The sequence below is a fragment of the Sorangium sp. So ce375 genome (assembly GCF_051473855.1).
GTDB lineage: Bacteria > Myxococcota_A > Polyangia > Polyangiales > Polyangiaceae > Sorangium.
In genome coordinates this window covers 6191091-6215122 of record NZ_CP150335.1, presented here as the reverse complement: position 1 = coordinate 6215122, position 24032 = coordinate 6191091, and the positions used below count along the sequence as shown (strand labels likewise).

General features: G+C 71.9%; 24 protein-coding genes. 11 read left to right on the top strand and 13 right to left on the bottom strand.

All coding sequences use genetic code 11. The features are described from left to right. Nucleotides 1-59: 59 nt before the first annotated feature. From rsmA to WME90_RS22960, 4 genes are read right to left on the bottom strand one after another with little or no spacing between them, the layout of a single operon-like run. Nucleotides 60-890, bottom strand: coding sequence for a 16S rRNA (adenine(1518)-N(6)/adenine(1519)-N(6))-dimethyltransferase RsmA (gene rsmA, locus WME90_RS22975; protein ID WP_437283317.1), 831 nt, complete (start codon nt 888-890; stop codon nt 60-62). 9 nt (nt 891-899) lie between these two features. Continuing rightward, complete coding sequence (locus WME90_RS22970) at nt 900-2570, bottom strand: DUF58 domain-containing protein (protein ID WP_437283316.1); 1671 nt, start codon at nt 2568-2570, stop codon at nt 900-902. Nucleotides 2571-2576: 6 nt separating this feature from the next. After that, the gene (locus WME90_RS22965; protein WP_437283315.1) at nt 2577-3554 is read right to left on the bottom strand and encodes an AAA family ATPase; all 978 of its coding nucleotides are present in this window, start codon (nt 3552-3554) and stop codon (nt 2577-2579) included. Further along, nucleotides 3551-4987, bottom strand: coding sequence for a DUF4350 domain-containing protein (locus WME90_RS22960; RefSeq protein WP_437283314.1), 1437 nt, complete (start codon nt 4985-4987; stop codon nt 3551-3553). Before WME90_RS22960 ends, WME90_RS22965 begins: the two co-directional genes overlap by 4 nt. A 291-nt stretch (nt 4988-5278) precedes the next feature. Between WME90_RS22960 and WME90_RS22955 the strand changes: the two genes are divergently transcribed. From WME90_RS22955 to WME90_RS22910, 10 genes are all read left to right on the top strand, one after another. Beyond that, on the top strand, nt 5279-5461 hold the full coding sequence (locus WME90_RS22955) for a hypothetical protein (protein ID WP_157906850.1): 183 nt from the start codon (nt 5279-5281) through the stop codon (nt 5459-5461). 427 nt (nt 5462-5888) lie between these two features. Further along, entirely contained in the window at nt 5889-6155 is a 267-nt protein-coding gene (rpsP, locus tag WME90_RS22950; protein ID WP_437283313.1) for a 30S ribosomal protein S16, read from the top strand. A gap of 1 nt (nt 6156) precedes the next feature. Further along, on the top strand, nt 6157-6408 hold the full coding sequence (locus tag WME90_RS22945; RefSeq protein ID WP_437283312.1) for a KH domain-containing protein: 252 nt from the start codon (nt 6157-6159) through the stop codon (nt 6406-6408). A gap of 12 nt (nt 6409-6420) precedes the next feature. Next, nucleotides 6421-6933, top strand: a complete 513-nt coding sequence (rimM, locus tag WME90_RS22940; RefSeq protein ID WP_437283311.1) for a ribosome maturation factor RimM — start codon at nt 6421-6423, stop codon at nt 6931-6933. A gap of 39 nt (nt 6934-6972) precedes the next feature. Further along, nucleotides 6973-7767 carry a tRNA (guanosine(37)-N1)-methyltransferase TrmD gene (gene trmD / locus WME90_RS22935; protein ID WP_437283310.1) on the top strand — a complete coding sequence of 265 codons (795 nt, stop codon included), beginning with the start codon at nt 6973-6975 and terminating at the stop codon, nt 7765-7767. Continuing rightward, nucleotides 7764-8339 carry an RNA methyltransferase gene (locus WME90_RS22930; RefSeq protein WP_437283309.1) on the top strand — a complete coding sequence of 192 codons (576 nt, stop codon included), beginning with the start codon at nt 7764-7766 and terminating at the stop codon, nt 8337-8339. The genes trmD and WME90_RS22930 overlap by 4 nt, the downstream gene beginning before the upstream one ends. Before the next feature lie 71 nt (nt 8340-8410). Continuing rightward, nucleotides 8411-9592 carry a tRNA epoxyqueuosine(34) reductase QueG gene (gene queG / locus WME90_RS22925; protein ID WP_437283308.1) on the top strand — a complete coding sequence of 394 codons (1182 nt, stop codon included), beginning with the start codon at nt 8411-8413 and terminating at the stop codon, nt 9590-9592. A gap of 72 nt (nt 9593-9664) precedes the next feature. Continuing rightward, nucleotides 9665-10612 (top strand): lysophospholipid acyltransferase family protein, encoded by a 948-nt coding sequence (locus WME90_RS22920; protein WP_437283307.1) that lies wholly within the window; start codon nt 9665-9667, stop codon nt 10610-10612. 89 nt (nt 10613-10701) lie between these two features. Further along, nucleotides 10702-11427, top strand: coding sequence for a DUF72 domain-containing protein (locus WME90_RS22915; RefSeq protein ID WP_437283306.1), 726 nt, complete (start codon nt 10702-10704; stop codon nt 11425-11427). Further along, a complete protein-coding gene (locus WME90_RS22910) occupies nt 11424-12473 on the top strand; it encodes a hypothetical protein (protein ID WP_437283305.1) in 1050 nt (349 codons plus the stop codon). Before WME90_RS22915 ends, WME90_RS22910 begins: the two co-directional genes overlap by 4 nt. A 354-nt stretch (nt 12474-12827) precedes the next feature. Here the strand turns inward: WME90_RS22910 and rpmB are convergent, their stop codons facing one another. The 3 genes from rpmB to WME90_RS22895 all read right to left on the bottom strand — a co-directional run bounded on the left by rpmB (nt 12828) and on the right by WME90_RS22895 (nt 15292). Further along, a complete protein-coding gene (gene rpmB, locus WME90_RS22905; RefSeq protein ID WP_061608570.1) occupies nt 12828-13052 on the bottom strand; it encodes a 50S ribosomal protein L28 in 225 nt (74 codons plus the stop codon). Between the two features lie 328 nt (nt 13053-13380). Next, nucleotides 13381-14463 carry a hypothetical protein gene (locus WME90_RS22900; protein WP_437283304.1) on the bottom strand — a complete coding sequence of 361 codons (1083 nt, stop codon included), beginning with the start codon at nt 14461-14463 and terminating at the stop codon, nt 13381-13383. Between the two features lie 13 nt (nt 14464-14476). Then, the gene (locus WME90_RS22895) at nt 14477-15292 is read right to left on the bottom strand and encodes an N-formylglutamate amidohydrolase (RefSeq protein ID WP_437283303.1); all 816 of its coding nucleotides are present in this window, start codon (nt 15290-15292) and stop codon (nt 14477-14479) included. A 233-nt stretch (nt 15293-15525) separates the two neighbouring features. Here WME90_RS22895 and xerD point away from each other — a divergent pair, with 233 nt between their 5' ends. Beyond that, the gene (gene xerD / locus WME90_RS22890; protein ID WP_437283645.1) at nt 15526-16416 is read left to right on the top strand and encodes a site-specific tyrosine recombinase XerD; all 891 of its coding nucleotides are present in this window, start codon (nt 15526-15528) and stop codon (nt 16414-16416) included. Between the two features lie 13 nt (nt 16417-16429). Here xerD and WME90_RS22885 read toward each other — a convergent pair whose 3' ends face one another. From WME90_RS22885 to WME90_RS22860, 6 genes are all read right to left on the bottom strand, one after another. After that, on the bottom strand, nt 16430-18214 hold the full coding sequence (locus WME90_RS22885; protein WP_437283302.1) for a serine/threonine protein kinase: 1785 nt from the start codon (nt 18212-18214) through the stop codon (nt 16430-16432). 4 nt (nt 18215-18218) lie between these two features. Continuing rightward, nucleotides 18219-18848, bottom strand: a complete 630-nt coding sequence (locus WME90_RS22880; protein WP_437283301.1) for a hypothetical protein — start codon at nt 18846-18848, stop codon at nt 18219-18221. A gap of 159 nt (nt 18849-19007) precedes the next feature. Next, nucleotides 19008-20048 carry a DUF4340 domain-containing protein gene (locus tag WME90_RS22875; RefSeq protein ID WP_437283300.1) on the bottom strand — a complete coding sequence of 347 codons (1041 nt, stop codon included), beginning with the start codon at nt 20046-20048 and terminating at the stop codon, nt 19008-19010. After that, the gene (locus WME90_RS22870; protein ID WP_437283299.1) at nt 20045-22033 is read right to left on the bottom strand and encodes a Gldg family protein; all 1989 of its coding nucleotides are present in this window, start codon (nt 22031-22033) and stop codon (nt 20045-20047) included. The genes WME90_RS22875 and WME90_RS22870 overlap by 4 nt, the downstream gene beginning before the upstream one ends. Further along, the gene (locus WME90_RS22865; protein ID WP_437283298.1) at nt 22030-22755 is read right to left on the bottom strand and encodes an ABC transporter permease; all 726 of its coding nucleotides are present in this window, start codon (nt 22753-22755) and stop codon (nt 22030-22032) included. Before WME90_RS22865 ends, WME90_RS22870 begins: the two co-directional genes overlap by 4 nt. After that, nucleotides 22752-23831 (bottom strand): ABC transporter ATP-binding protein, encoded by a 1080-nt coding sequence (locus tag WME90_RS22860; RefSeq protein ID WP_437283297.1) that lies wholly within the window; start codon nt 23829-23831, stop codon nt 22752-22754. The genes WME90_RS22865 and WME90_RS22860 overlap by 4 nt, the downstream gene beginning before the upstream one ends. Nucleotides 23832-24032: the final 201 nt, after the last annotated feature.

Sequence of the window (24032 nt, the reverse complement as noted above, 5' to 3'; positions counted from 1 at the left end):
CGGACGCGGCGTTCATTCGCGATCGCTCTGCGGAGAGGAGGCGCGCGCGCAGCGGGCGCTCAGCGGCCGCTGGCGGCGGCGATCCGCGCAAACGCCTCCACGCTGAGCGTCTCGCCGCGCGCGTCGAGCGAGATGCCGGCGTCCTTCGCGTGGCGCTCCAGCTCCTGGGAGGACCAGCCATAGAGGTTCTTCCAGGCGTTCCGCAGCGTCTTGCGGCGGGCCGAGAACGCGGCGCGCACGGCGGCGCGGAAGGCGTCCGTCTCCTCGGCGCGCCGCGGGCGCCACGGCGTCAGGACGACGACGGCGGAGTCGACCTCGGGCCTCGGATAGAACGCGCCGGCGCGCGCGATCAGGAGGCGGCGCACGTCGAACGCGGCCTGCACGAAGACCGAGAGCGCGCCGTAGTCGCCGCTGCCCGGGGCGGCGACGAGGCGCTCCGCGACCTCGAGCTGCACCATGAACACCGCGCGATCGATCTGATGCGCGACGGTGGTCGCCTGCTCGAGGAGCCGGCCCGTGAGCTGGTACGGGAGGTTGCCCGCCACCGCGTGCGGGCGCGCGTGGCCGGAGAGCGCGCCGACCCAGTCGACCTGCGCGGCGTCGGCCTCGAGCAGCGTCAGGCGGCCGCCCGCGAGCGGGTCAGCGAGCTGCTCGCGGAGGATCGGGACGAGGTCGCGATCGCGCTCGATGGCGACGACGTGCGCGGCGCGATCGAGGAGGGGCCGCGTGAGCGCGCCGAGCCCTGCTCCGATCTCGAGCACCGCGCCGCCCTCCGTCGCTGTGGCCGCTTCGGCGATCCGGCGCGCGGCATCGACGTCGACGAGGAAGTTCTGCCCGAACCCCTTCTTCGGGGAGAGGCCACGTGTGCGCAACAGCTCTGCGATCGACATCGCCCGTCCTCAAATCTGCGGTGGGTGCGCCCGGTCGTGGGCTGGGTCCGCGGCTCTGCTCGGCGCGGCCGTCGCGCGGAGCCGCACCACGCGCACGCCGACCCTGCGGAGCACGGCTTCGCGGCGGGTCTGCGCCACCCGGGCGCGGATGAGCACCGCCTCGGCCGCGATCGGCGCGAGCTCCTGGAATGCCTTGTCGGCTGGCGTGAGGCCCTTCTGCTCCTCGTCCCCATCGCTTTCCTGCTGCCGCGGCGCGTCCCAGGGCGGACCGAGCCCTGGCTCGAGATCGGGGAGCGTCCACACCACGTGGACAGCCTTCCGCGAGAGCCGTCGCACGGCCTCCGAGAGCTGGCTCAGCTGCGCGTCGGCGGGAGGCGACGCGAGGACGTAGACCATGCTCGCGCGCGGCTTTGTGCGAGCGATGTGGGTGAGCGACTCCGCGACCGACACGGCGGGATCGCGCCGATCGGGCTCGGAGCGCGCGGGCGACTCGATGCCGTAGCTCGCGAGGTAGCGGCGCAGCGTGCGTTCGCGCTGCGAGCGCCCGAGCGGGGCCGGGGCCGAGAACGGCGCACGCGCGCGCATCGACTCCGCGCGGGCGGCGAGCCGATCGAGATCGCCGCGGCGCAGGTCGTCCAGCCCTCGCGCGTCGAGCGGCCTGAGGTGCTCGATGACGCGCGCCGCGACGTCCGCCTCGTCGAGCTCGCTCCGATCCGCGTCGTACGTGCCGCACCCGACGGTGAGCGCGTGCGCGATCTTCTGGCCATGCCCTGGGCCGTGATCGGGCGCGATCGTCACGCGCGGACCGGGCGCCAGGATGATGAGCCCGACGCGATCGCCGCGCCCGAGGTGCCTCGTTGCGATGGCCGAGGCCTCGTCGATCATGAGATCGAGCGGGGCGCGGCCGAGCGGGCCCGCCCAGAGCTCCACCGCCGCGTCGACGAGGATCCAGACCACATCCCGCTCCTCGCGCTCGAACTCCCGCACGAGCAGTGTGCCCCGGCGCGCGCTCGCCTTCCACGCGATCTTCCGGAACGGGTCCCCCGGCTGGTGCTCGCGCAGCTCGCGCAGGTCGTCTCCTTCGCCGCGTACGCGCCCGGGCTTGCCGGAGGCGGCGAGGAGGTGGCTTCGCCCTCCGCGCGGCTGCGTCAGGTACGCCATGAAGGGCCGCGGGAGCACCTCGATCCCGTAGGGGTTCGCGAAGGTCAGGGGTACCTCGAAGAGGCCCGGGGCGCCGTGCACCTCGAGCGCGAGCCCGTGGAGCCCGTGCTGGCCGACGCGCGGCGTTCGCACGATGACCTTCACCTTGAGCCGCCCCGAGGCGGAGACCTCGCCGCGGTTCGGCTCGATGCGGACGTCGAGCTGCGACGAGGCGATCGTGCGCAGCTTGACGTAGCGAGCCGCGAGGGTGTCGCGGTTCCGAACCTCGGCCTCGATCTCCACCGTGCCTCCCCGCGCGGAGCGGAGGATCCGCCGCGAGCCGCCCCAGAGCATCTCGAACCCGGCCGCGCGGATGCGCGCCACCGACACCAGCGTCACGCCTCGAGCGAGCGCGATCGCGACCAGGATCGCCCCGCCCCAGCCGACGATCGCCGGCTCGCGCGCGATGAGCCCGGCGCCCATGACCGCGACGCCGGCGATGGCCAGGTGGGCTGCAGTGCGCGTGGGGTAGAGCTGCATGCGGATCTACGCCGGCCGCGCCGCGCGCCGGTAACCCACGCGCTGAACCGCTTCGTCGATGACCGTGTCGCGCGCCTTGGGGTCCACGTCGGCCTCGGGTACGAGCACCAGGCGGTGGGCCAGCGTCGCTGGCGCCATGCCGCGCACGTCGTCCGGCGTGACGAACGGGCGCCCGCCGATCACCGCGGCCGCCTTTGCCGCCTGGACCAGCGCGAGCGTGGCCCGCGGCGACGCGCCGAGCAGCACGCGAGGGTGTGTCCGCGTGAACGCGGTGAGGTTCACCGCGTACTCGTACAGATCCTCCTCGACGTGGATCCTTCGCGCGACGCCCTGCAGCATGAGGAGGTCCTGGACCGAGAGCGTCGCTCGCGCCCGCGGCGGCTCGACGTTGTGCGCGCGGAGCATCGCGACCTCGTCCTTGTGCTGGGGGTAGCCGAGGCTCACGCGGATGAGGAACCGGTCGATCTGCGCCTCGGGCAGCGGGTAGGTCCCCTCGAGATCGATCGGGTTCTGCGTCGCCAGCACCATGAAGGGCGACGGCAGCTCGAAGCGATCGCCCTCGATCGTCACCTGCCGCTCCTGCATCGCCTCGAGGAGGGCCGACTGGGTCTTCGCCGGGGCGCGGTTGATCTCATCGGCGAGCACGAGGTTCGCGAAGATCGGACCGGGGCGAAGCGTGAAGGTCCCCTCCTTGGGCGACAGGACATACGTCCCCGTGATGTCGGCGGGCAGGAGGTCGGGCGTGAACTGGATCCGCCGGACCGACGCGCCCAGCGCGGCCGCGAACGCCTTGACCAGCGTGGTCTTCGCGACGCCGGGGACGCCCTCCAGCAGCACGTGCCCTTGCGCGAGCAGGGCGGTGAGCATGAGATCGATCGCGCGCGGCGATCCGATGTAAACGCGCGTGATCTCCCGCCGGACCGCCTCGATCCGCTCCTTGGCCGCGGAGATTTCGTCGACGGCGACGGCCTGAACCTGGTTCATCGAGCGCCTTTGTCAGTGGGTGGTGTTGCGAGCTTCGCGTCGGTGGGTGACGTGGACGCCGCCGCTGGATCGGTGGGGGCGCCGGGGTGATGTCCGCGCGGTGGCTTCCGGCCGTCGGCGCCGCAGGCGGCGAGGACCTTCCGCACGACGTCGGCGGCGTGCAAGAGCGCGAGCCTGGACACGTTCGCCGGCTTGCCGGCGACGACGGAGGCTTCGACTCGGTACATGGTGCCCAGGACTTCCTTGAAGGCCGAGAGGGCTCGTTCGTCAAGAGATCCCTCTCGGGCCACGAGCCGCGCGACCGTCTCCTGCGCCGGATTCGCCTCGAGACCGAACCGCAAGGACAGCGCCTCGAACAGGGCGCTCTTCAGCTCGAGGAACGCGAGCCCGCGCGGGGACGAGGGGGCGGCGAGCACGGCGAAGCGCCCGGCTGCGCCTCCCTGCGCGACGAGCGGCGTCGGACGGGCGTAGCGAGGGAGCGGGCTGCGGTAGGGCTTCGCCGAGGCGCGCGCGGTCCAGATCGCGAGGCCGAGGCCCGCGAGCGCCGCGAGCGCGAGGAGGGCGCCGCCGGGAAGCCCGTCGCGGCGGGCGTCCTCGACGGCGCTCGCGAGCGCCTTGACCTGCGCGTCGAAGTCCTTGCGGAGCGACGTCTCGCCGCCGAACGAGCCCTCTTCATCGAACCGGTTCGCGACGATGTGGAGCCGCCCGCGGCGCGGCTGGGCCCCGTCCTCGTCGACGAGGTAGCGGGTCAGGCCCGAGGCGAACGCGCGGTTGCCCGGGTACCGGAGCATCATGTTCATCAGCGCGGACGGGTCGCCCATCGCGAAGAGCCGGCCCTTGCCGACCTGGCCAGCGACGGCGAGGATCACGTCCGGCTCGCCGACGGCGCGGATGCGCAGCACGGGCGAGAGGTTCGGATGCCGGAGGCCGGTCGCGTGGTTCGTGACGAGCCGCTCCACGTGGCTGACGACGGGGTGCCGGCCGACGGAGTGGCCCCCGACGGTGTCGGCGATCGGCTCCGCGATCGCGAGGGAGGGACGGTTTCGGAGCGCGGCGAGCGGCCGGGCTGGCGTCGGGACGCGCTCGATCTGGAACCGCCGGAGCGTGTCGTCGCCGCGGCCGAAATCGTCGACGATGGCGAGCCGCCCGCCGGCCTTCATGAAGGAGGTCGTCTCCTCCGCGTCGAGCGCTTGCAGCGGGTGGAGGACCAGGATGCCGTCCTCGGGGCCGACCTGGCTCCAGTCGAGCACAGCGACGGGGTGGACCCTCGCGACCCCGAGCTCCGCGCGCGCGATCTCGAGGAGCTCCGAGCAGCCTTCCCAGCTCGGATCGTTCACGTCGAACGCAGCGCCCGCTGCTCGGGCGGGCGCAAGCAGCGCCATCAGCGCGACCAGCGTGGCCAGGAAGGAGCAGGATGTGACCCGCCAGCGCACCGGCCGACGCAGATCCTCCCGGTCGAGTTCGGAACCGGAACCAGAACTGGAGCCAGACCCAGAACCGGAACCGGAACCGTAGCTGGAGCTAGAGCCGGACCATGAGGATGCGCGCGCAAACCATGCGCCGTGCCGCGTCATGAGCGCCGCGAACATACCACTGTCGGCCCGACCGATAACCTTGACCCGCCATCCCACATTGCTAGATTCGCTTTTAAGAGCGGGGTGCTTTCTCGCAGACCTCGTTCCACCAATTCAGCCGAGCACTCTACGAGGTGGAGGGGTTAGTCGATGCTTCCTCCGTTCATCATCGAGCAAATACGGCAGCGCGAAGAAGAGAAGGATCGGTCCAGAAGAGAAGAAATTCGACCGCGCCTCGAGCTGCCGATCGAACGCTACCCTGCACCTCGTCGTCTTCCGGACTCGGAAGAGGACGATCCCAACCGGGGCGTCATCATCCTCGATCTAGGCTGACGCCCCGTGTAGCACGCGCCCCCGCGTGAATTCCCTGGAAGGGTCGCTCCAAACGGCGAGTCCAGGACGACGTCTCCCCGAGACGAACACCGCTTTCCTCGCACATTCCACAGAATTGGCGACCGTACGTGGACGCGGAACTCGGCTCCGCGCGCGCCAACCTGCCCCGTCCAGTTCGTCCGGTAAGGACGGCTGGCGACGGGGCGGACCGGACCCGTCGCGCTCGCCGCGGTTGCCGCGGTTGCCAAAAAGTCGACCCTCCGTAGACACGCCCTGTTCGTGCGGGGTTGACCCACGGCGGGATCTTCGCCTAGGTTGCGCCCCCACTTCTGGCGCCGAGCACTGAACGAGCTACGCTCCGGCGCCTCTAGAGCAGGCCGTGCACAACGTGGGCACGGGCTCTTCCATATCGATCGAGGTTCTACAGATGGCCGTTCATATTCGCCTCGCCCGCGCGGGCACCAAGAAGACGCCCTTCTACCGCATCGTCGTCGCCGACCAGCGCAGCCCGCGCGGCGGCAGGTTCATCGAGCGGCTGGGCACGTACGATCCGCGCAGGACCGAGATCCGCCTCGACGTGCCCCGCGTGAAGCACTGGATCTCGAACGGCGCCCAGCCCACGCACACGGTGGCGCTGCTCCTGAAGCACCCTGGGCTGGCCCAGGCGGCCGCTCCCGCGGACGCCGCGAAGTAGCATGGCCGCTTCGACGTCTCCGCTGGTCGATCTCGTCGCGCTCGTCGCTCGCGCGCTCGTCGATCAGCCGGACCGGGTCGTCGTGCGCGAGGTCGCGGGCGATCGCTTCCCCCGGATCGAGCTGACGGTCGCGCGTGAGGACATCGGCAAGGTGATCGGCAAGGACGGGCGCACCGCCCAGTCGATCAGGACGTTGCTGAGCGCCGCCGCGAGCAAGTCGGGGCGGCGCGCGCACCTCGACATCCTCGACTGAGACGAGCCCGACGTGGAGCGACGCTACGTTCCCGTCGCGGATGTCTCCCGTCCGCACGGTGTCCAGGGGGAGCTAAGGCTGCGCCTCTACAACGAGGCGTCCGACCTGCTCCTCACGCGCCCGCCGATCAGGCTGCGCCTTGCCGACGGCTCTGCCCGAGACGCGAAGATCGTCGCGACGCGGCCTGTCGACAAGGCGCTGCTCGTGCGGCTGGCCGGCGTCGACGACCGAGACGCGGCCGAGGCCCTGCGCGGCGCGGCCGTGTGCGTGCCGCGGGACGCGTTCGCGCCCCTCTCCGAAGGGGAGTTCTACGCGTGCGACGTCGAAGGTGCGCGCGTGATGACGCCCGACGGCGACCTGCTCGGGCACGTGAAGTCGCTCCAGTCGTATCCGACGTGCGATGTCCTCGTCGTCGAGAGGCAGGGCGCAGATTCCATCGAGATCCCGCTGACCGAGAGCTTTGTCAGCAGCGTGGACGCGGATCAGCAGATCGTCCAGCTGGCGACGCTGGAAGGCCTGGTCTGAGCCGCCGTCCACGCGAGAGAGCCCGCCGCGGCAAGTTCGATGCGCATCGACGTAGTCACCCTGTTTCCCGAGCTGTTCGAGGGGTTCCTGGCGATCGGCATGGTCGGGCGCGCGCTCGCCTCGGGCGCGCTCGCCGTGCGGACGCGGAGCCCGCGCGAGTTCGGCCTCGGCCGGCATCGGAGCGTGGATGACACGCCCTACGGCGGCGGGTCCGGCATGGTGATGCGCGTCGACTGCATCGTCCACTGCATGGAGGCGCTCGACGAAACCGCCGCCGGAGGCGGAGCGTCGAGCGCGACGCACGGGGCCGAGGCGGCTGCGCCCGCGGGGCCTGCGCCTCGCGCGCATCGGGTGCTGCTCACGCCGCAGGGGCAGCCCTTCCGCCAGGAAAAGGCCATCGAGCTCGCTGCGCGCCCTGCGGTCGCGCTCGTCTGCGGTCGCTACGAGGGGTTCGACGAGCGCGTGCGCGCGTTCGTCGATGAGGAGATCTCGCTGGGCGACTTCGTGATGACGGGCGGCGAGGTGGCGGCGATGGCGGTGATCGACGCGTGCGTGCGCCTGCTCCCGGGGGTGCTGGGAAACGCCGTGTCGGCGGAGCACGAGTCTCACAGCCCGGCGCTGTCAGGGCTCCTGGAGTACCCGCAATACACACGCCCCGCGGAGTTCCGCGGGCACAAGGTGCCCGACGTGCTGCAGCAAGGAAACCACGCGGCCATCGCTCGCTGGCGGCGAGCGGAGGCCGAGCTGCGCACGGCGCAGCGCAGGCCGGACCTCTGGCGCAAGGCGCGGGGGGGAGAGCCACCGCCGGATGAGAGCGGCGAGGCCCGGCGATGAGGCTCGCGCTCGCGCTCGTTCACTACCCGGTGCTCGACCGGTCCGGGGAGACCGTGACCACGGCGATCACGAACCTCGACCTGCACGACATCGCGCGGAGCGCGCGCACGTACGGGGCAGAGCGGCTCTTCGTCGTTCACCCGGTCGCCGCTCAGCGCGCGCTGGCCGAGCGGATCAGGGAGCACTGGGTGATCGGATCCGGCAAGCGCCGGATCCCGGATCGCGCGGTCGCGCTCGACGTGCTGAGCGTGGTCCCCAGCCTGGACGACGTGTACTCCGCGCTGAGCAGCGCAGGCCGGGGCGGCGTCGAGGTCTGGACGACCGCGGCGGCCTCGCGAGGGCTCCCGGTGACGAGCTACGCAGCGACCCGCGCGCGCCTCGCGCAGGCGAGCGGCCCGGTGCTGATCCTGTTCGGGACGGGCTGGGGCCTCGCGCCAGAGGTCATCGCCGATGCCGACCTCCGGATCGAGCCGATCCGGGCGGAGGCGAGCACCGGCTACAACCACCTGAGCGTGCGCGCGGCGTGCGCGATCACGCTCGATCGGCTGCTCGGCGACCGGCACTCCGGGTGAGCTCGCGTGGCGCGCGGTAGCCGAGCGTGAAGCCAGCACCGCCCCGCGCTGTTCCGGTCCATCCTCCCGCCATGAGCGAGCGCGATGCCCGTCGTCCAGCTGGAGAGGCGAGCGCGGCGCGATCGACGCCCGACCGGCTGGTGCGTGAGCAGGCGCTCGCGCTCGGCTTCGATGTCGTCGGCGTCGCGCGAGCGGACGAGCCGCTCGGGGTCGAGCACGCGCGGTATCTGGAGTTCGTCGCGCGCGGCATGCACGGGGAGATGGGTTACCTCGCGGAGTACGCGGAGCAGCGGCGCCGGCTCGACACCAGCGCGATCCTCGAAGGAGCTCGCTCGGTCGTGTGCGTCGGCCGCAGGTATGCCCGGCCCAAGGAGAGCGAGGGGCGCGACCCTCCGCTCGCGCAGAGCGTGGCGCGGTACGCGCGCGGGCAGGACTATCACAACCACCTGAAGCGGCGGCTGCGGAGGCTCGCTGCGTTCATCCGATCGCTCGGGCCGTCCGTCCTCGCGCGGCCGCTCTGCGACGTCGAGCCGGTGATGGAGCGCGTGTGGGCGGCGCGCGCCGGCATCGGCTTCGTCGGCAAGAACGGGCTGATCATCACGCCAGGGCAGGGGAGTTACCAGCTGCTCGGCGAGGTGGTGACCACCCTGGAGCTCGTGCCCGACGTGCCCATCGCGGAGCGCTGCGGCTCGTGCACGCGCTGCCTCGACGCGTGCCCGACGCAGGCGTTCGATCGGCCCTTCGTGCTCGACCCGCGGCGCTGCGTGGCGTACCTGACGATCGAGCAGCGGAGCGCGCCGGCCGAGGCGTTGCGGTCCGGCATGGGCGAGCACCTCTTCGGCTGCGATGTCTGCCAGGAGGTCTGCCCCTTCAACAGGACCGCGCCCGCGCCCCTCGAGCGCACCGCGCCGTTCCATCCTCTGGCCCGATGGGAAGCGCGGGACGTCGACGACCTCGTCTCGCTCGATGAGCAAGGGTTCGACGCGCTGACCGTCGGGACGCCGGTCCGGCGCGCGCGACGCGGCGGGCTCGCCAGGAACGCGACGATCGTCGCTGCGAACCGGCTGGCGCGCGGCGCAGAGGGCGCGGCCGCGGCGAGCGCGAAGCGCGCGCTCGTCGCGGCGCTCGCCCACGACGACCCCGCGGTGCGCGCCGTCGCCGCGTGGGGGATGAGCCACGCCGGGGGCGGCGAGCCGGCGAGCGCGGGCGCGTCGGGACATGACGGGCCGAGCGAGGGTTCCGGTGCAGGTTGAGCCGCTGCGCCCGCCGCGATCGATCGTGGCGCGGAAGCGCGGCGGTGCTCGGGCGCTCTTCGCGGGCGCCCGATGATCCGCTACGGTGTCCGCCGGCAAGACGCCGCGCGCACGAGCATCAACGTGGATCTCCCCTCCAGGCTCCGAGCGCTCCTCGACGATCTACGCCACCACGATTCCGTCCTCTGGCGGCGCGCCGTCGACGCTGGCGTGACCTACGGCCCGGACCTCCTCGTCCGGCACAGCCCCGCGCTGTTCGGCCTCGTCGTCGGCGCGGTGTTGCCGGAGCAGCGGAGGGCCGTGCGCAGGAACCTGCGGCTGGCCCTCGGAGACCGGGGGACGCTCGACGAGTACCGCGACGTCGCCCGGGTGTTCATCAACTTCGCCAGCTGCCTCACGGACGCGTTCATCGCGGGCAGCAGCCGTCCTGATCGGCTCACCGGCCTGTGCGTGAACGACGAGCACTTCACGAACGCGTTCCGGCGCGGCCGTGGGGTGATCGTCGTCACGGCCCACACCGGCGGCTGGCAGGCCGCCGCGCCGCTGCTGCGCTCGGTGCACACCGCCGACGTGCTGGTCGTCATGCAGCGCGAGCGTGACCAGCGAGCGCAGGCCATCCAGGACGGCACGCGCGATCGGGTCGGCGTACGGATGCAGCACGTGGCCGACGATCCGCTCGCGGTGCTCCCGCTGCTCGCGCACCTGCGACGGCAGGGCGTCGTGGCCATCCAGATCGATCGACTTCCGTCCGGCATGCGCGGGCGCGACGTCGAGCTCTTCGGGAAGCCCTGGCGCGTCCCGGAGGGTCCGCTTCAGCTCGCCGCGGTGAGCGGCGCGCCGATCGTTCCGGTGTTCACGCGGCGGACCGGCTTCATGGCCTACGAGATCTGCATCGCTCCGCCCATCTCGCTGCCCCGACGGCCGGGATCGTCCGAGCTCGACGAGGCGGCGCGGCAGATCACGGCGGAGATGGAGCGTTTCCTCCGGGACAACCCGACGCAGTGGTTCCACTTCGAATAAATCAAGGATTTTGAGCCTCAAATGAGAAATCGCGCCGCCGTCGGCCACGCGCTGCATCGGCGCGCAAGCTGGGTTAAGAGTCCGCGCTGATGGCCCGCCTCCTCGTCGGACTGCCCTCGCTCAAGGGCGATATCCAGAAGTACAAAGATCGGTTCGATCTGGTCGAGCTCCGCCCGCTCGATACGTCGCTGCCTCGCGCGACGACGCTGCGCAAATGGCGCAAGGCGGTGCCGCCAGGCTTCGTCTTCAGCGTGGTGCTGCCGCGCGTGGTCGGCGAGCTCGCCGGCGGGCGCGAGCTCGACGAGGCGCTCTCGGCCTCGCTCGAGGTGGCGGCCGTGCTGGAGGCGCGGTGCGTCCTGCTCCAGACGCCGGCGTCGCTCCGGCCGACGGCGAGCAACCGCAAGAAGCTCGCGGCGCTCTTCGAGCGCCTGCCCGCCGAAGGGGTCGTGCGCTGCTGGGAGCCCTCCGGGATCTGGGAGCGCGACGACATCGTCGCGACCGCGCGCGCCGCGAAGGTCATCCCGGTGCTCGACGTGGCCCGGGACGCACCGCCGCCTGGACCGATCGTCTACACGCGGCTGCGCGCGCTCGGGAGGTCCTCGTCGATGGGAGCGGCCGCGCTCGATCGTGTCGCCGAGCGCCTTCGCGGACGGCGGGAGGTGTTCCTCGTCGTCGAGGGCGACCGCGCGCTGCAGATCAAGTCGCTGCTCGCGGCGGCGCTCGCGCGCACGCCCGATCGCTCGACAGCGTCGGCTGTGGTAAGGCCTACCATGCCTATGCCGAGCACCCTCGTCGCCGAGGACGAGGAGCAGTGATCCGCGGCGCGGCGGCTACCGCGAGCGATGCCTTTGCGGCCTCGGCCGCTCGGGCCACGCTCGAGTCCTCCGGCAGCGCGATCGACGCGATCGTCGCCGGCTTCTTCGCCGCAGCTGGGGCGCAGCCCGACGTGCTGCTCGCGCCCGCCGTCGCGCTGGCGGCCGGTGTCGGCGTGGGCGCGAGGGCGTTCGATGGACGGGCGATCCAGCCTGGTCGCGGCGCGCCGCGGCCGCGCGGGTTCGTCGATGGGCAGAGCGTTCCGGAGGCCGCGCACGTCGCTGTTCCGCGCTCGCTCGGCATGCTGGTCCTGCTGCACGGCTACCTCGGGCGCGCTCGCCTCCGCGAGCTGGTTCGCTCCGGCGTGGTCGCGGCCGAGCGCGCCGGTGCGAGCGGGCGCGCCGCGCTGCTCCGCGAGGTCGGCTCGCTCGGCGCGGTGGCGCTCCGGGCGCGCGATGTGGAGAGGGCGCTGCTGGCCGTCGGCGGGCCGGTCGCCGGCGGGACGCTGACCGCCGAGGATCTCGTGGAAGCGGTCCCGGCCGAGGTGGAAGCCGCGTCGACCACGATCGCGGAGGGCGCGACCGCGCTCCAGGCGCCGTGGCCGGTCGGCGATCTGGTGCGACCCACGGACGCCATCGTCGCCTGCGACGGCTGGGGCACGGTCGCAGCGCTCGCCTACACGCGCACCGAGGATGGCATCACCGTGCCCGAGCTCGAGATCGTGCTCGGCCGCGACGCCGTCCCGGTGCGTCGCGGGATCACGCGCCTCGCCCCCGGCACGCCCCTGCCCGCGGCCGCGCCGATCGCCATCCTCCAGCGCAGCGCCTTCGCGGCGGCGATCGCGCTGACAGGCAAGCCCAAGCTCGAGGTGAACGTCCTCGGCGCGCTCCTCGGCGGCACCGCGCTCGAAGCCGCTCTCCATGACGTCCGCACGAAGCTGGGCGCCGACGGAGCCCTCGCCGTCTTGCGTGACGAGCGCGACGCACGTACGGCGAACCTCGCAGCCGGCTTCATGGCAGGGGCAGGGACGCAGCCGGCAGAGCAATGAGCCGCGACGGGCTCAGCTGGGATCGGCCGACCTAGGCTCAAGCGGGTCGGCCGCGCGGGTTTTGTCAGCGCCTCCTGCCGGCCACGCGACACGGGCCATCGAGGGCGCCGTGGACGAGCGCTGACGCCAAGACGAGGCGCAGCGCGCCGGTGCGCACCGTCTGCTTCGGCCGAGCGCGCGGCTGACGCCTGGCGGCTCGCGCCAGCTGCACGAGGCGCGTGCCGTCGCGCACGCTGCACTTCTGAGGATGGGGACTGGAGCGGGGCGCACCCCGAGAGGGGTGAGAGCGGGGCGCGACGCGCGTCTGGCCGCGAAGCGGCGGCCAGCATCGTGGCTGTCGCGCCGACGCTGGGCCTAGAGCGCGACGCCGTGGCGCTTCGCGTAGGCGACGACGCCGATCTTGTCGATCGTGCGGATGTCGCGCGTCGTGAGGTTGAGCTTCACGAAGCGGTTGAGCTCGGGGACCCAGACGCGTCGGGTCTGGATGTTCACGAGCTGCCAGCGCTTCGTCTTGATGTTGGAGTGGGAGACATTCTGCGCCAGAAGCTTCCGCTTCCCAGTGATGTCGCTCTTCGCCATGACGTCCTCGGTTGGAAGGGGACCTGCCTCGGTGCCCCGACCGTAAATCGAACATGCTGGCCGGGCGCACGCCCTGCGCGGGGGAGCAGGGGGGCTCGGGAGCGCGGGAAAGTGAAGGAAGCCGGGGGACATGTCAAGCGTTCACCGGGGGTTCTTCGCCCCGGCGCGCTGGAAATCTCTGTCTGCGAGAGCTCATTCGCCTCGCCCGGTCGCACGCCAGCCGCCGGGCGGACACGAAGCGGACCGGGGATAGCGAAGGGCGTGACCCGACAGGATGAGCCTGTACCGTCGGTATCCCGGAGGCGCTGCGCGCTGTCCTACGCGTGGCCTAGGTCAGCCACTCGCCGCCTGAGGGCGGCCGCCGGTCCCGCCCGTCCTTGTCGTGGTCGGGGCGGTGCGAGTGCAGATCGATTCGCCGGGCGTCGGCGGCCAGGCGCCAAGCCAGGATCTGGAACAGGCCGAGGCTCGTGATGGCGGAGGTCGCGGCGAACGCCAGCCCCGCGGAGAGCACGCTCACGATGTCCCGGGGCGAGAAGGCGCCGAGCAGCGCGAGCCTGCCGACGACCAGGTCGACCGTGAAGGCGAGCACCACGGCGACGGCAAGGAACGACCCGGCGCCCGTCGTCTCCGCGCCCATGAAGCCGGTAAGGCTGGACAGGACCGCCAAGATCACGATCAACGCGCCGAGCTGGCCCAAGTGTGGATCGTGCAGGGCGAGCTGTACGATCGCGTGCCCGAACGATGGGAGCGCGACAAGGAACGCCGCGACGAGCAGCCAGCGCGCGCCGGTGTAGGCCCTGTAACGAGACCGGAAGACGAGCGCCGCCGGGAGCGCTATCGCCGCGACGGCCCGGGCGGTCCCCCAGCCGACGGCGGTCCCGGCGCTCTGGAGGCCGATGACGGTCGCGATCGCGCCGAGCACCACCATGGCGATGGCGCGTTGTCGGTAGCTCACCGACGTGAGCGCGGTGAACAACGCGACGATGCCCAGAACGAACGCGGGCGGCCCCGCGACCACGCCGTCCGGGCGGAGCCCCGCGATCGACAGGCCGCCGAGCAGAAGAAAGCCGACGCCCACCGCGGCGCACCAGACGCGCGCCGCGTCCTGCGCCGGGCGCATCGGCGCCAGGTCCTCCATGAGCGCTTCGGACGCGAGCAGCGGCTTGGTGACCGTCTCACGCGTGCTCGGGGGCGGCGCATCGCCCGGGATGACCGGGCTCGACTCTCGGAGCCGATCGACCGGAGCGGGGCCGATCGGCGCCGCAGCGGGCCCTTCCTGGACGCGTTCGGCCGGGCTGTCGCCGGCTGGGGAGCCCTCCGGCTGGGCTGGTGCTGCCTTTTCCCGTTCGGCGATCGCGCGACGGCTCGCTGGCGGGCGGTCGCGGCTCGCCTCTCCGAAAGGCTTTTCCATTGATGGAGCTGGATCAGATCTCACGGGCGTCGAAGGGAATGCTGCTGCGGAGCTGACCGAGCAGCTCGGCTGAGGTGAGCCGCGCGACCAGGGTGCGCCCGAAGTCTCGCACGGCAGGGAATCCTTGCCCATCCATGGCGAGGGATTGCTCGTCCATGTACAGCCGGCGTGCAATCTCGATCTGCACGGCGTGGACGGCACGGTGCGGCTGGCCGTAGTGGGCGGTGCTGAAGCCCCCTTTGTAGGGGTCATCATGGCGCACGGAGAAGCCGCAGGCGCGCGCATGGTGATCGACCGCGTCGATCACCATGCTCGCGGCGGTCGTCCGCCCGCGCGTGCCTGGGACGATGTCGGCACGACCGACCGCGCCCTCGGCGTGGCCGCGGCGGCTCTGGCTCGGCATCGAGTGGGCGCAGAGGAGGATCGCGAAGCCGAAGCGCTCGCGCTTGCGGGCGAGGAGCGCGCTGAGCGCGCCGTGGTACGGGCGATAGAAGCGGTCGAGCCGGCGCTCCACCTCGCGTCGCGGGAGCCGCGCGGCAAGGATGGGCTCGCCTTCCGTCGTCATGCGCCAGATGAGCCCCCGCGGGTACGGCGCCCGGCCGCCGCCCTCGACCGCGTCGCCGTCGCAGTCGGCCTCGCTCCGGTTGAGATCGACGACGAGCCGGCTCATCCTGGAGAACAAGAGCGTCGCCCCCTCGGCCGGAGCGTCCTGGAAGAGCGCGTCGACGTACAGGTCCGCGTCGCGCCCGATGCTGCGCGCCGGCGCGATGGTCCAGGACAGCGACTCGGGATCCATGTGGACACCCGCGTGCGGTACCTCGACGAGCACCGGGCTTTCCGCTCCGCGGGGCTCGATGACCTCGAAGGCTGACACCACGAGGCCCACTGTGACGCATTCCGCGTCCGGCTGGAACCAGGACGGGGAGGTGAAACGCCGGAAGGGAGAAAGACGCATTGCCGTTCTGGGCGTTCTGGTCGCTCTGGTCGCTCTGGTCGCTCTGGTCAGATTCGCACCGGCCCGGCTTTCTGGCGCACGTCGCCGCTTTCGAAGTACCGTTGGCTGTGGACCTAGCGACCTGGGTGGACGCCTACCTGGATCACCTTCGCGTCGAGCGGGCTCTGGCGCCCCTGACGCTCGAGGCGTACGGCCACGATCTCGCCAAGCTCGTCGCCCATGCGGAGGCGAGCGGGATCACGACCGTCGAAGGCCTCGACCAGGCGCTGATCGGCACCTACCTGGTCGCGCTCGGCCAGGCGGGCATCAGCGCCAGCTCGGCCGCGCGCCACCTCTCCGCGGTCCGCGGGTTCATCCGCTTCCTGCTCCGGGAGCACCGCATCGAGCGGGATCCGTGCGCGCTGGTCGAGCGACCTCGGGTGGGGCGGCGGCTGCCCAAGGTGCTCTCGTTCGACGAGATCGCGCTCCTCATCGACGCGCCCGAGCAGGGGACGTTCAAGGGGCTGCGCGATCGCGCGATGCTCCACGTGATGTACGCGGCCGGCCTGCGCGTCAGCGAGGTGGTGCGGCTCAAGATCGCGGACATCGACCGGCGCAAAGGGATCGTGATGGCGCTCGGCAAGGGAGGAAAGCGGCGGCTCGTGCCGCTCGGCGAGCCGGCGCTCGCCGCCATCGACGCCTACCTGGAGCTGCGCGCCACGCACCCGCGCAGCGCGGCGACCCAGGTGCTGTTCCTCTCCCCGCGCGGCGGGCCGCTCACAAGGCAGGCGGTGTGGAAGCTCCTCGGCGGATATGCGCGCGCCGTCGGCATCGCCAAGCCGAGCTCGCCGCACAAGCTCCGCCACTCCTTCGCGACGCACCTGCTCGAGGGGGGCGCCGATCTCCGGAGCGTCCAGGCGCTCCTCGGTCATGCGAACGTCGTGACGACCGAGATCTACACGCACCTCGCCGACGACCACGTGCGCGCCGCGTACCGGCGGGCACACCCTCGCGCATGAGCGCGTAACGCGGCTATTTGCAGCGCTTTAGGAATTTCCCGCAAGGCTTGCTCGGGGCCTGCCCTGCTGGCTGAGCCGGCGCCGGGGGGATCTCGGTGAGCTGGAACTCCTGAACGAGCGGCGTGCCGGCCTTGACGATCACGCTCGTGCTCCGGGGGAAATAGCCGGTTCGCTTGACGCTGACCTTGTGCACCCCGGGGGTGAGCCCGAGCTCGAGCTCCGGGGCTTGGGTCACCTTGCCGTCGATGGTGATCTCCTCGCAGGCGACGGGCTTGCAGGCGATCTTCACCTGAGCGTCGGTCGGGGCGCCGGCGTCGGTCGGGGCGCCGGCGTCGATCGGAGCCTCGGCGCTCGGGGCACCGGCATCGGCCGCCGGCGCGCTCGGGGCCGGCTGGGGCAGCGCGGGCTCGGCGGACAGCGGCGGAGGGGCCGCCGCGGAAGCGCTGGCGGAAGCGCTGGGGCTCGGCTGCGTCTGGTCCTTGCGATCCAGGACGTACCACGCCGCGGCCGTGCCCCCGACGAGCAGCACCGCGACGATGCCCACCGTCACCGAAGCCGCCTTGCCCCACGGCGACCGCGGCGTGGTGCTGACCGCCGTCAGCGCGGGGACGCCGCTTCGACGGGCGACGGTGGGACTCTGGGCCGACGTCGACGGCGTCTGTCCGACGGGCGCGTCGGCGTGAGGCTGCGGTGGCTGCGGCGAGGGCGCCTGCTGAGGCGACGGCGAAAACGGCGAGGGCGCCTGCTGTGGCGACGGCGAAAACGGCGAGGGCGCCTGCTGAGGCGACGGCGAAAACGGCGAGGGCACCAGCTGCGTGGCGTCGTTCGGCGGCAGTGGCGCGGGCGCGCTCGCCGCGGGGACGGCGCCGGCTGGCGGCGCAGGCGCGACCGCCTCGTTCACCGAAGGGGACAGGGCGAGCGTCGATCCGACCTCGATCGCGGCCGCCGAGAAGCCGCTGAGCATGGCCGCGAGCTCGCTCGCAGAGCGGAAACGCTCGCGCGGATCGTGGGCCAGCGCGCGCGCGAAGGCGCCGTCGAGCACAGGGCTCAGCGGAACGCCGAGCTCCGCCGCGCGCGTGGACGCGGAGAGGCGCGGCGCCATGATCTCGCGCTGCCAGGCCTGAACGTCGACGTGACCCTGGCAGGAACGCCAGTACGAGCGGCCCGTGAGCGCGAAGAAGGAGACCAGCGCCGCGGAGAAGATGTCCGCGGCGGGTCCCGCCTGGCCTCCCGGCTGGAGCTGCTCAGGCGCGAGCCACGGCGCGGAGAGGACGTACCCCTCCTGCGTCGGCAGCATGCTCCGCGCAAGGGACGGCCCGAAATCGGTGAGCTTCACGCTGCCCGGAGCGCTCGGATCGATGAACAGGTTCGTCGGCTTGACGCCGTGGTGGGGGACCTCGCGGGCGTGGGCCGCGTCGAGCACCGCCGCGAGCGAGCGGAGCATCGAGCCGACCTCCTCGAAGCCCATCGGTCGGCGACGCGCGAGCTCGGCGAGCGACGGGAACGGGATCATGTCCGTCACCGTGAAGGGCGCGGCCGTCGCCGGGTCGTAGCCGGCCTCGAGGATGTGCGCGGCGAGGTCCGGCGGCAGCCTGTTCGTCTCGGCCACGTACCGCTGAAGGTGCTGCATCGCGTCCGGGCGCTGCCCGACGACCGGCGAGTACAGCTTGAGGGCGACGTCGCGCGCCTGCGCCGTCACCGCGCGGAAGGTGGCCGTCGCGCCCCCGTAGCCGAGGAGCGACCGGACGGAGAACCTCCCTGCGATGACGCTACCCGGCGCGACGTTCGGTGCCGTCACGAGATCACTCCCCCGCGACCGAGATCGACTCGATCGACTGCAGGATGGTCTCGTCGGCGCCGGAGTTGTCGTCCTCGGGCACGAAGCCGAGCCCCAGAACGATCTCCCCGTCCTTCCCGGTATCGCCGAAGATCAGCAGCGGGCCCTTCCTCGCCCCTCGGGCCGCGCCCTCCCTCTGCCAAAGACCGATCTTCCTCCCGGCGACGTCCTTGACGTCGTCGGGCTTCTTCCAGTTCACCTTCTTCTTCGGCAGCGTCACGTTGATCTCGTGCGCCAGCGCCTCGAGCGCGGCGTCGCGCTTCTCGAGCGCCTGCTTGCCCTCGCCCGCGTCGATCTGCGCCGTCGCGAAGGCCGGGCCGTCGTCCGCGGCCTGCGCGATCGTGGCGCTCTCTGCCTGGGCGTAGGTCCAGCCCTTCGCGGGCGTGAACACGAGCGAGCTCTTGGCGATCTTCGCCCGGGTCGACGCCTCTGCCTGGCACTGCTCGTCGAGCGCCTTGCAAGGCTTCGGGGCGGGAGGAGGCGGGGGCTCGGGCGCCGCGGTCACGGTCGGCGCCGGCGCTACGGGTTGCGGTGGAGGCGGCGAGCTGCACGCCGCGGCGAGCGCCGCCGCAGCGCTCAGCGCTAGGGTAGGCAATCGTCGGAAGAACATTGCGTCCGAGCGTTGCAGGACCCGACCCGGTACGGCAAGTAAAGAGCGACCGGGGGGACAGCTTGCGCGGCGGGACGCGGCGGGCGCCGCGCGGAACACCGAGCGCGCCGGGCGGCTGCTCCGGCGCGCCCCGAGGCCCAACGGCTACTTGACGACGGCGCCGACGTCCTGTTCGACCTGCTCGGCGACGCCCGCCGGCACCTTGCCGTAAAGGCGGGTGCGCTCCGTGACCAGGAAATAGTCGGGCTTGCCGCTCGCCCCGGGAGGCCCCTTCACGAGCTCGACGAAGCCGCTGTCGCCAGAGCGGCCGGTGTACTCGACCCGCGCCACGACCTCTTTCTGCTCCGGGGCGGCGGCCACGTACTCGGTGGGCCGGAGACGGTCGAGCTTGCTCATCCAGTTGCCGACCGTCTCGTCGATCTGCTCGGGGCTCGCCGGATCGGCCCAGAACTTCTTGCCCTCGTCGCCGCTGCGCACGATCTCGCGGCGCTTGTCCCCCGCGATGACGCGCGCCTTGGCGAGATCGACGTCCTTCCACTCGTGGAGATCCCGCTCCAGGAGCCGCGACTCCGCGGTGTCGAGATCGCGGTAGATGTCGCCCTTGATGGCGTACACCTCGCCCGTGGCCTCGTCGCGCGCGTAGCGGTCCGCGCCGCCCGGGGTCGCGCCGCCGAGGACCAGCTTGCGCTCGGCGCCGCGCAGCTTGACCGTGAGCGTACCCTCCGGCTCGGCCAGCCCGAACTCGGCCGCTCGGTCGTCCGCGATGCGGCCGATCGAGCGCAGCGCCTTTAGCGGCGCGATCGCCTCGGCGAGCTTGTTGCCGGCGGCCACGGAGACGAACGTCGTCGTCTTGACCGTGGGCTCCGCGGGCGGGGCGTCCTCCGGCGCGTCGTCGCCCGGGTCCTGGTGCGGGTCCTTCGGCTTGTCGGCCGGGGGCGTCGTCTTGCGCTCCGTCGTGCCGACGAAGTACCGGCCCTCCTTGTCCGTCTTGGCCTCGAGGACGACCGTCTTCGATTTCCCCTCGAAGGCGATGCGCTCGACGTCCTCGGCGCGGCCGGTCCAGACGGTCACGTCCGCGACCGCGAGCGCGGACGCCTTCTCGTCGCGCGTCCAGACGAGGACCGCGAACAAGGCCGCGACCACAACAAGGCCGAGGTGCACGAAAAAGCTGCGTTCCAACCTCATGCGCGCCTCCCGCTCCCGCGCCGCCCGCGGCGCGTGATGAAGAGCCCGAGACCCAGCACCATGGCCGGCGCCACGAGGATCGTGGCCCAGAACCAGACCTGGTCCTTCTCCTTCGTGTGCTCGATCCGGACGTCCTCGCTCGTCGTGATCTCTCCGGCGAAGCTCTCCTCGCCGCCGAGCCACCGGAGCGCGTCGAGCGCGAGCACGATGTTGGGTTCGTTCCTGAACGCCGCGTCGCTGAACACGTCGGCGTCGGCGACCACGAACGCGCGCAGCTCCTTCTTCTCCTTGCCGTCCGCGCCGGGCGCGACGTCCTTGGAGACCGCGGCGGCGAGGTTGTAGGCGTTCCGCTTCTCGCCGCCTTCGTCGAACTTGAAGTTGCCGTTCGCGTCGGCGAACGTCTCGCCCAGCGAGCGGACGACGAAGTCGATCTTCAGGCCGCCGTCGTCGCGCTTGTCGAGCGACGACGCCCCCGGGAAGATCGTCGGCGCCTGCTGCGAGTGGCGGCTCAGCGTCGACACAGAGGCGTGCGACGAGTACCGCGTCGTGACCAGCATCGTCTGATCCGAGTCGTTGTAGCGCCGCCGCACGTAGACCCGATCGTTCGCCAGGACCTCGGGCTTCCACGTGAGCCCCACGGCGCCGGCGAGCGGATCCAGATCGACCTTCGCGTCCGGATCGAGCGCGAGCAGGAGGTGCCCGCCCTCGTCCGCGTGCCGCTTGAGCGCCGCGACCTCCTCCGGCAGGAAAGCCTTCTGCGGGCCGAGCACGATGACGACGCTCGCGTCCTTCGGGATCTCGCTGCCGAGCCCCTGGGCGAGCCCGAGATCCTTGATGACGTAGTTCTGGGACTCGAGCAGCTTGCGGAGGTTCTTCGTCGTCCGCCCCTCGGGCGAGCTGGTCGACTCGTTCAGCTCGCCGTGGCCGACCGTCAGGTACGCGGTGCGCTGCGGCCGGATCACCTTGAGCAGCACCTTCTGGAAGTCGGCGTCGAGGCTCTTCAGCTTGGCGCCGGCGCTCTTCATCTCGGAGCCGACGGTCAGCGTCTCGCGCGAGCTGTCGCGCGAGAGCACGATGACGCCGTCCTGCGTGACCTTCGCCTCCTTGGCGAGCGCGGGGACGAGCAGGCGATCCTGCATCTCCACGGTGATCTGCGGCGACGCCGCCTTCACCTCGCGCAGGTAGCCCTCCACCTCGGCGCCGACCTCGTTCTGCTGCGGGAAGAAGGCGGTGATCTTGAGCGGCTCGGTCAGGCTCTCGGCGACGCGCTTCGTCGACTCGCCCGGGCGGGCCGTGCGGTAGTACGAGAAGTCCGCCTTGAGATCGAGCTGGCTCGCGGCGTACACGAAGAGCGCCGAGTAGACCGCGGCGAACCCGAGCGTCACGCCCGAGAGGGTCGCGGCGCGCACCCGCCGGCCCTCGATGCGCTCTGCGCGCCGCATCGGCGCGAGCGCCGCCTCGCCGAAGAACAGCGGCACCGTCGCCATGACGAGCAGCGCGATCCAGGCGACGGTCGTGGCGGCGTCGATGCGCGCGCGCGTCTCGGGCGCGGCGCGCGAGACGCCGAGCATGGCCTGCCCCGCGTCGGTCGTGGTGAAGTAGGCCGCCACCGCGACGACGCCGAGCGCCGACAGGATCGCGAGCGCGCGCTCGACGGCGCGGCGCTCGCCCGTCTCGCGCAGGGCGGTCGCGAAGCGCAGCGCGGTGACGAGGAGCAGGGTCGAGAACCCGAGCCCCGACAGGGCGTAGCGGAGCCACTCGATCGTGGGCACCACGCGCTCGCCGAGGAAGATGGCGAGGAGCGCGCCCGCGTACGCCGGGACCATCCAGCCCCCGGCGCGGATCGCAGGCGCCGCGCGCGGCGCGGCAGGCGCCGGATCGCCGGCCGGCGGGGCGCCTCGCCCCGCGGCGCTCGACAGAGGCGCGGCGGCCGCTTCGTCGCCGCGGATCTCGGCCTCGTCGGCCTGAGCTTGTTTGTCCTTCACCGCCACCTCCGTGCCTTCAGGGTGTGGGTCGCGGCGAGCAGGAAGAAGTACGCGACCGCGACGTAGTACAGGACGTTCTCCAGGCGGAGCACGCCGTTCAGGAACGGCTTCTGGTTGAGCGGGTAGAGGTTCAGCGCGCTCAGGAAGTCGTTGAGCGGCGGCTCCGTCACGCGGGCGACGAGGAACAGGAAGCCGAGCGTGCCGATGATCGCCGCCCCGAGGATGACCGCGATGACCTGGCTCGCCGCGAGCGTCGAGGCGAAGAGCCCGATCGCGAGCGACGCGGCGCCGAGCAGCAGCACCCCGGAGTAGCCGACAAGGATGTGCCCGACGGACACCTTGCCGTTCACGAAGATGAGCAGCGGCATGTAGATCGTGATCGCCGTCATCAGAGAGACCAGCGCGAGAGCTGCGAGGAACTTGCCGACGATGATCTCGCCGTCCCGCACGGGCGCGGTCTTGAGCAGGATGAGCGTCCCGCTCTCGCGCTCGCCGGCGATGAGCCGCATCGAGAGGATGAGCGCCGCGACCATCGTGATGAACGCCGTGCCGTCGAAGAACTTGAGCAGCACCTCCGCCGACAGCCGCGCGCCCGAGCCGAGCGCCGCGACCTGGAAGTAGATGCCGTCGATGAGCAGCGCCGCGGCAGCGACGACGTACCCGAGCGGTGATCTCAGGTACGCGGACAGCTCCCGCCGCGCGACGAGCAATGTCCCTCTCATGTCTCGCCCTCGCCTTCCTCCGCCTGCTCCTCTGCAGGGGCCTTCCTTGCATCGCCGCCCCTGGCCCTGTCGGCCGCGGCGGACCTCTCCTTCGCCCCGGGCGTCGCGCGCGTGGCGAGCCGCAGGAACACCGACTCGAGCTCGCGCTCGCTCCGCTTCAGCTCGAGGATGCCGATCCCCGCCTGCACGAGCTCGGCGCAGAGCGCCGCCCGCACGTCGCGGTCGGCCTCGACCACGAAGCTCACGACGTCGTTCCCCGGCTCGCTCGTGGTGAGCTGCTCGACGGACGTGACCCCCTCGACCTCGCGCGCGAGCTCCAGCGCCCGCGCCGCCTCGCCGCGCGCCACGCGGTAGCCCGCGCCCTCGGCCGCGGGGCCGCGCACCGTGAGCTCGACCCGGACGCCGTGCAGCAGCTTGGCCGAGAGCTCCTGCTCGGTCCCCTGCGCGCCGATCTCGCCGTCCCGGATCACGAGGATGCGATCACACGTCTCGCTGATCTCGGAGAGGATGTGGCTGGAGAGCAGGATGGTGTGCTGGCCGCGCAGGCTCCGGAGCAGCGCGCGCATCTCGACGATCTGCACCGGATCCAGGCCGCTGATCGGCTCGTCGAGCACGAGCAGCCGCGGCTTGTGCACGATCGCCTGCGCGATGCCGACGCGCTGCTTGAAGCCGTGGGACAGCGAGCTGATGGGATCCGCGGCGACGTCATCGAGCTGCGTCACCGCGAGCGCCTCGGCCACCCGCGCGTCGGCCGCGCCGGCGTCGACGCCGCGCAGGCGCGCCGCGAAGTGGAGGAAGGCGCGCACGCTCATCTCGTCGTAGAGCGGCGGTCTGTCCGGGAGGTATCCGATGCGGGACCGCACCTCGTGGGGGTGGTCGACGACATCCAACCCGTCCACGAGGACCCGGCCCGCGGACGGGAGCAGATCACAAGCGAGGATCCGGAGCGTCGTCGTCTTGCCCGCGCCGTTCAGGCCGAGCAAGCCGACGATCTCTCCCGTCTCGATGGAGAACGACAGGGGCCCGATGGCCTTCCGGTCGCCGTAGTACTTGTATAGGTCGCTGATTTCGATCACGGCCGTGCACCCCTCCGCGAAGGGAAGAAGCTCTCCGCGCCGGCGAATCGGACGCCGCAGAGCGCGGCGGTCCAGGCGCCAGCGGCCCTTACAACAGCGGGACGCGGAAATCATTCCCAACGCGGCGCGCGCGGGCGCGCTCCGGAGGGGAGGTCTCTCTCCCTCCACCGCGATCGATCGGGAGACGCGGTGAAGCGGTGA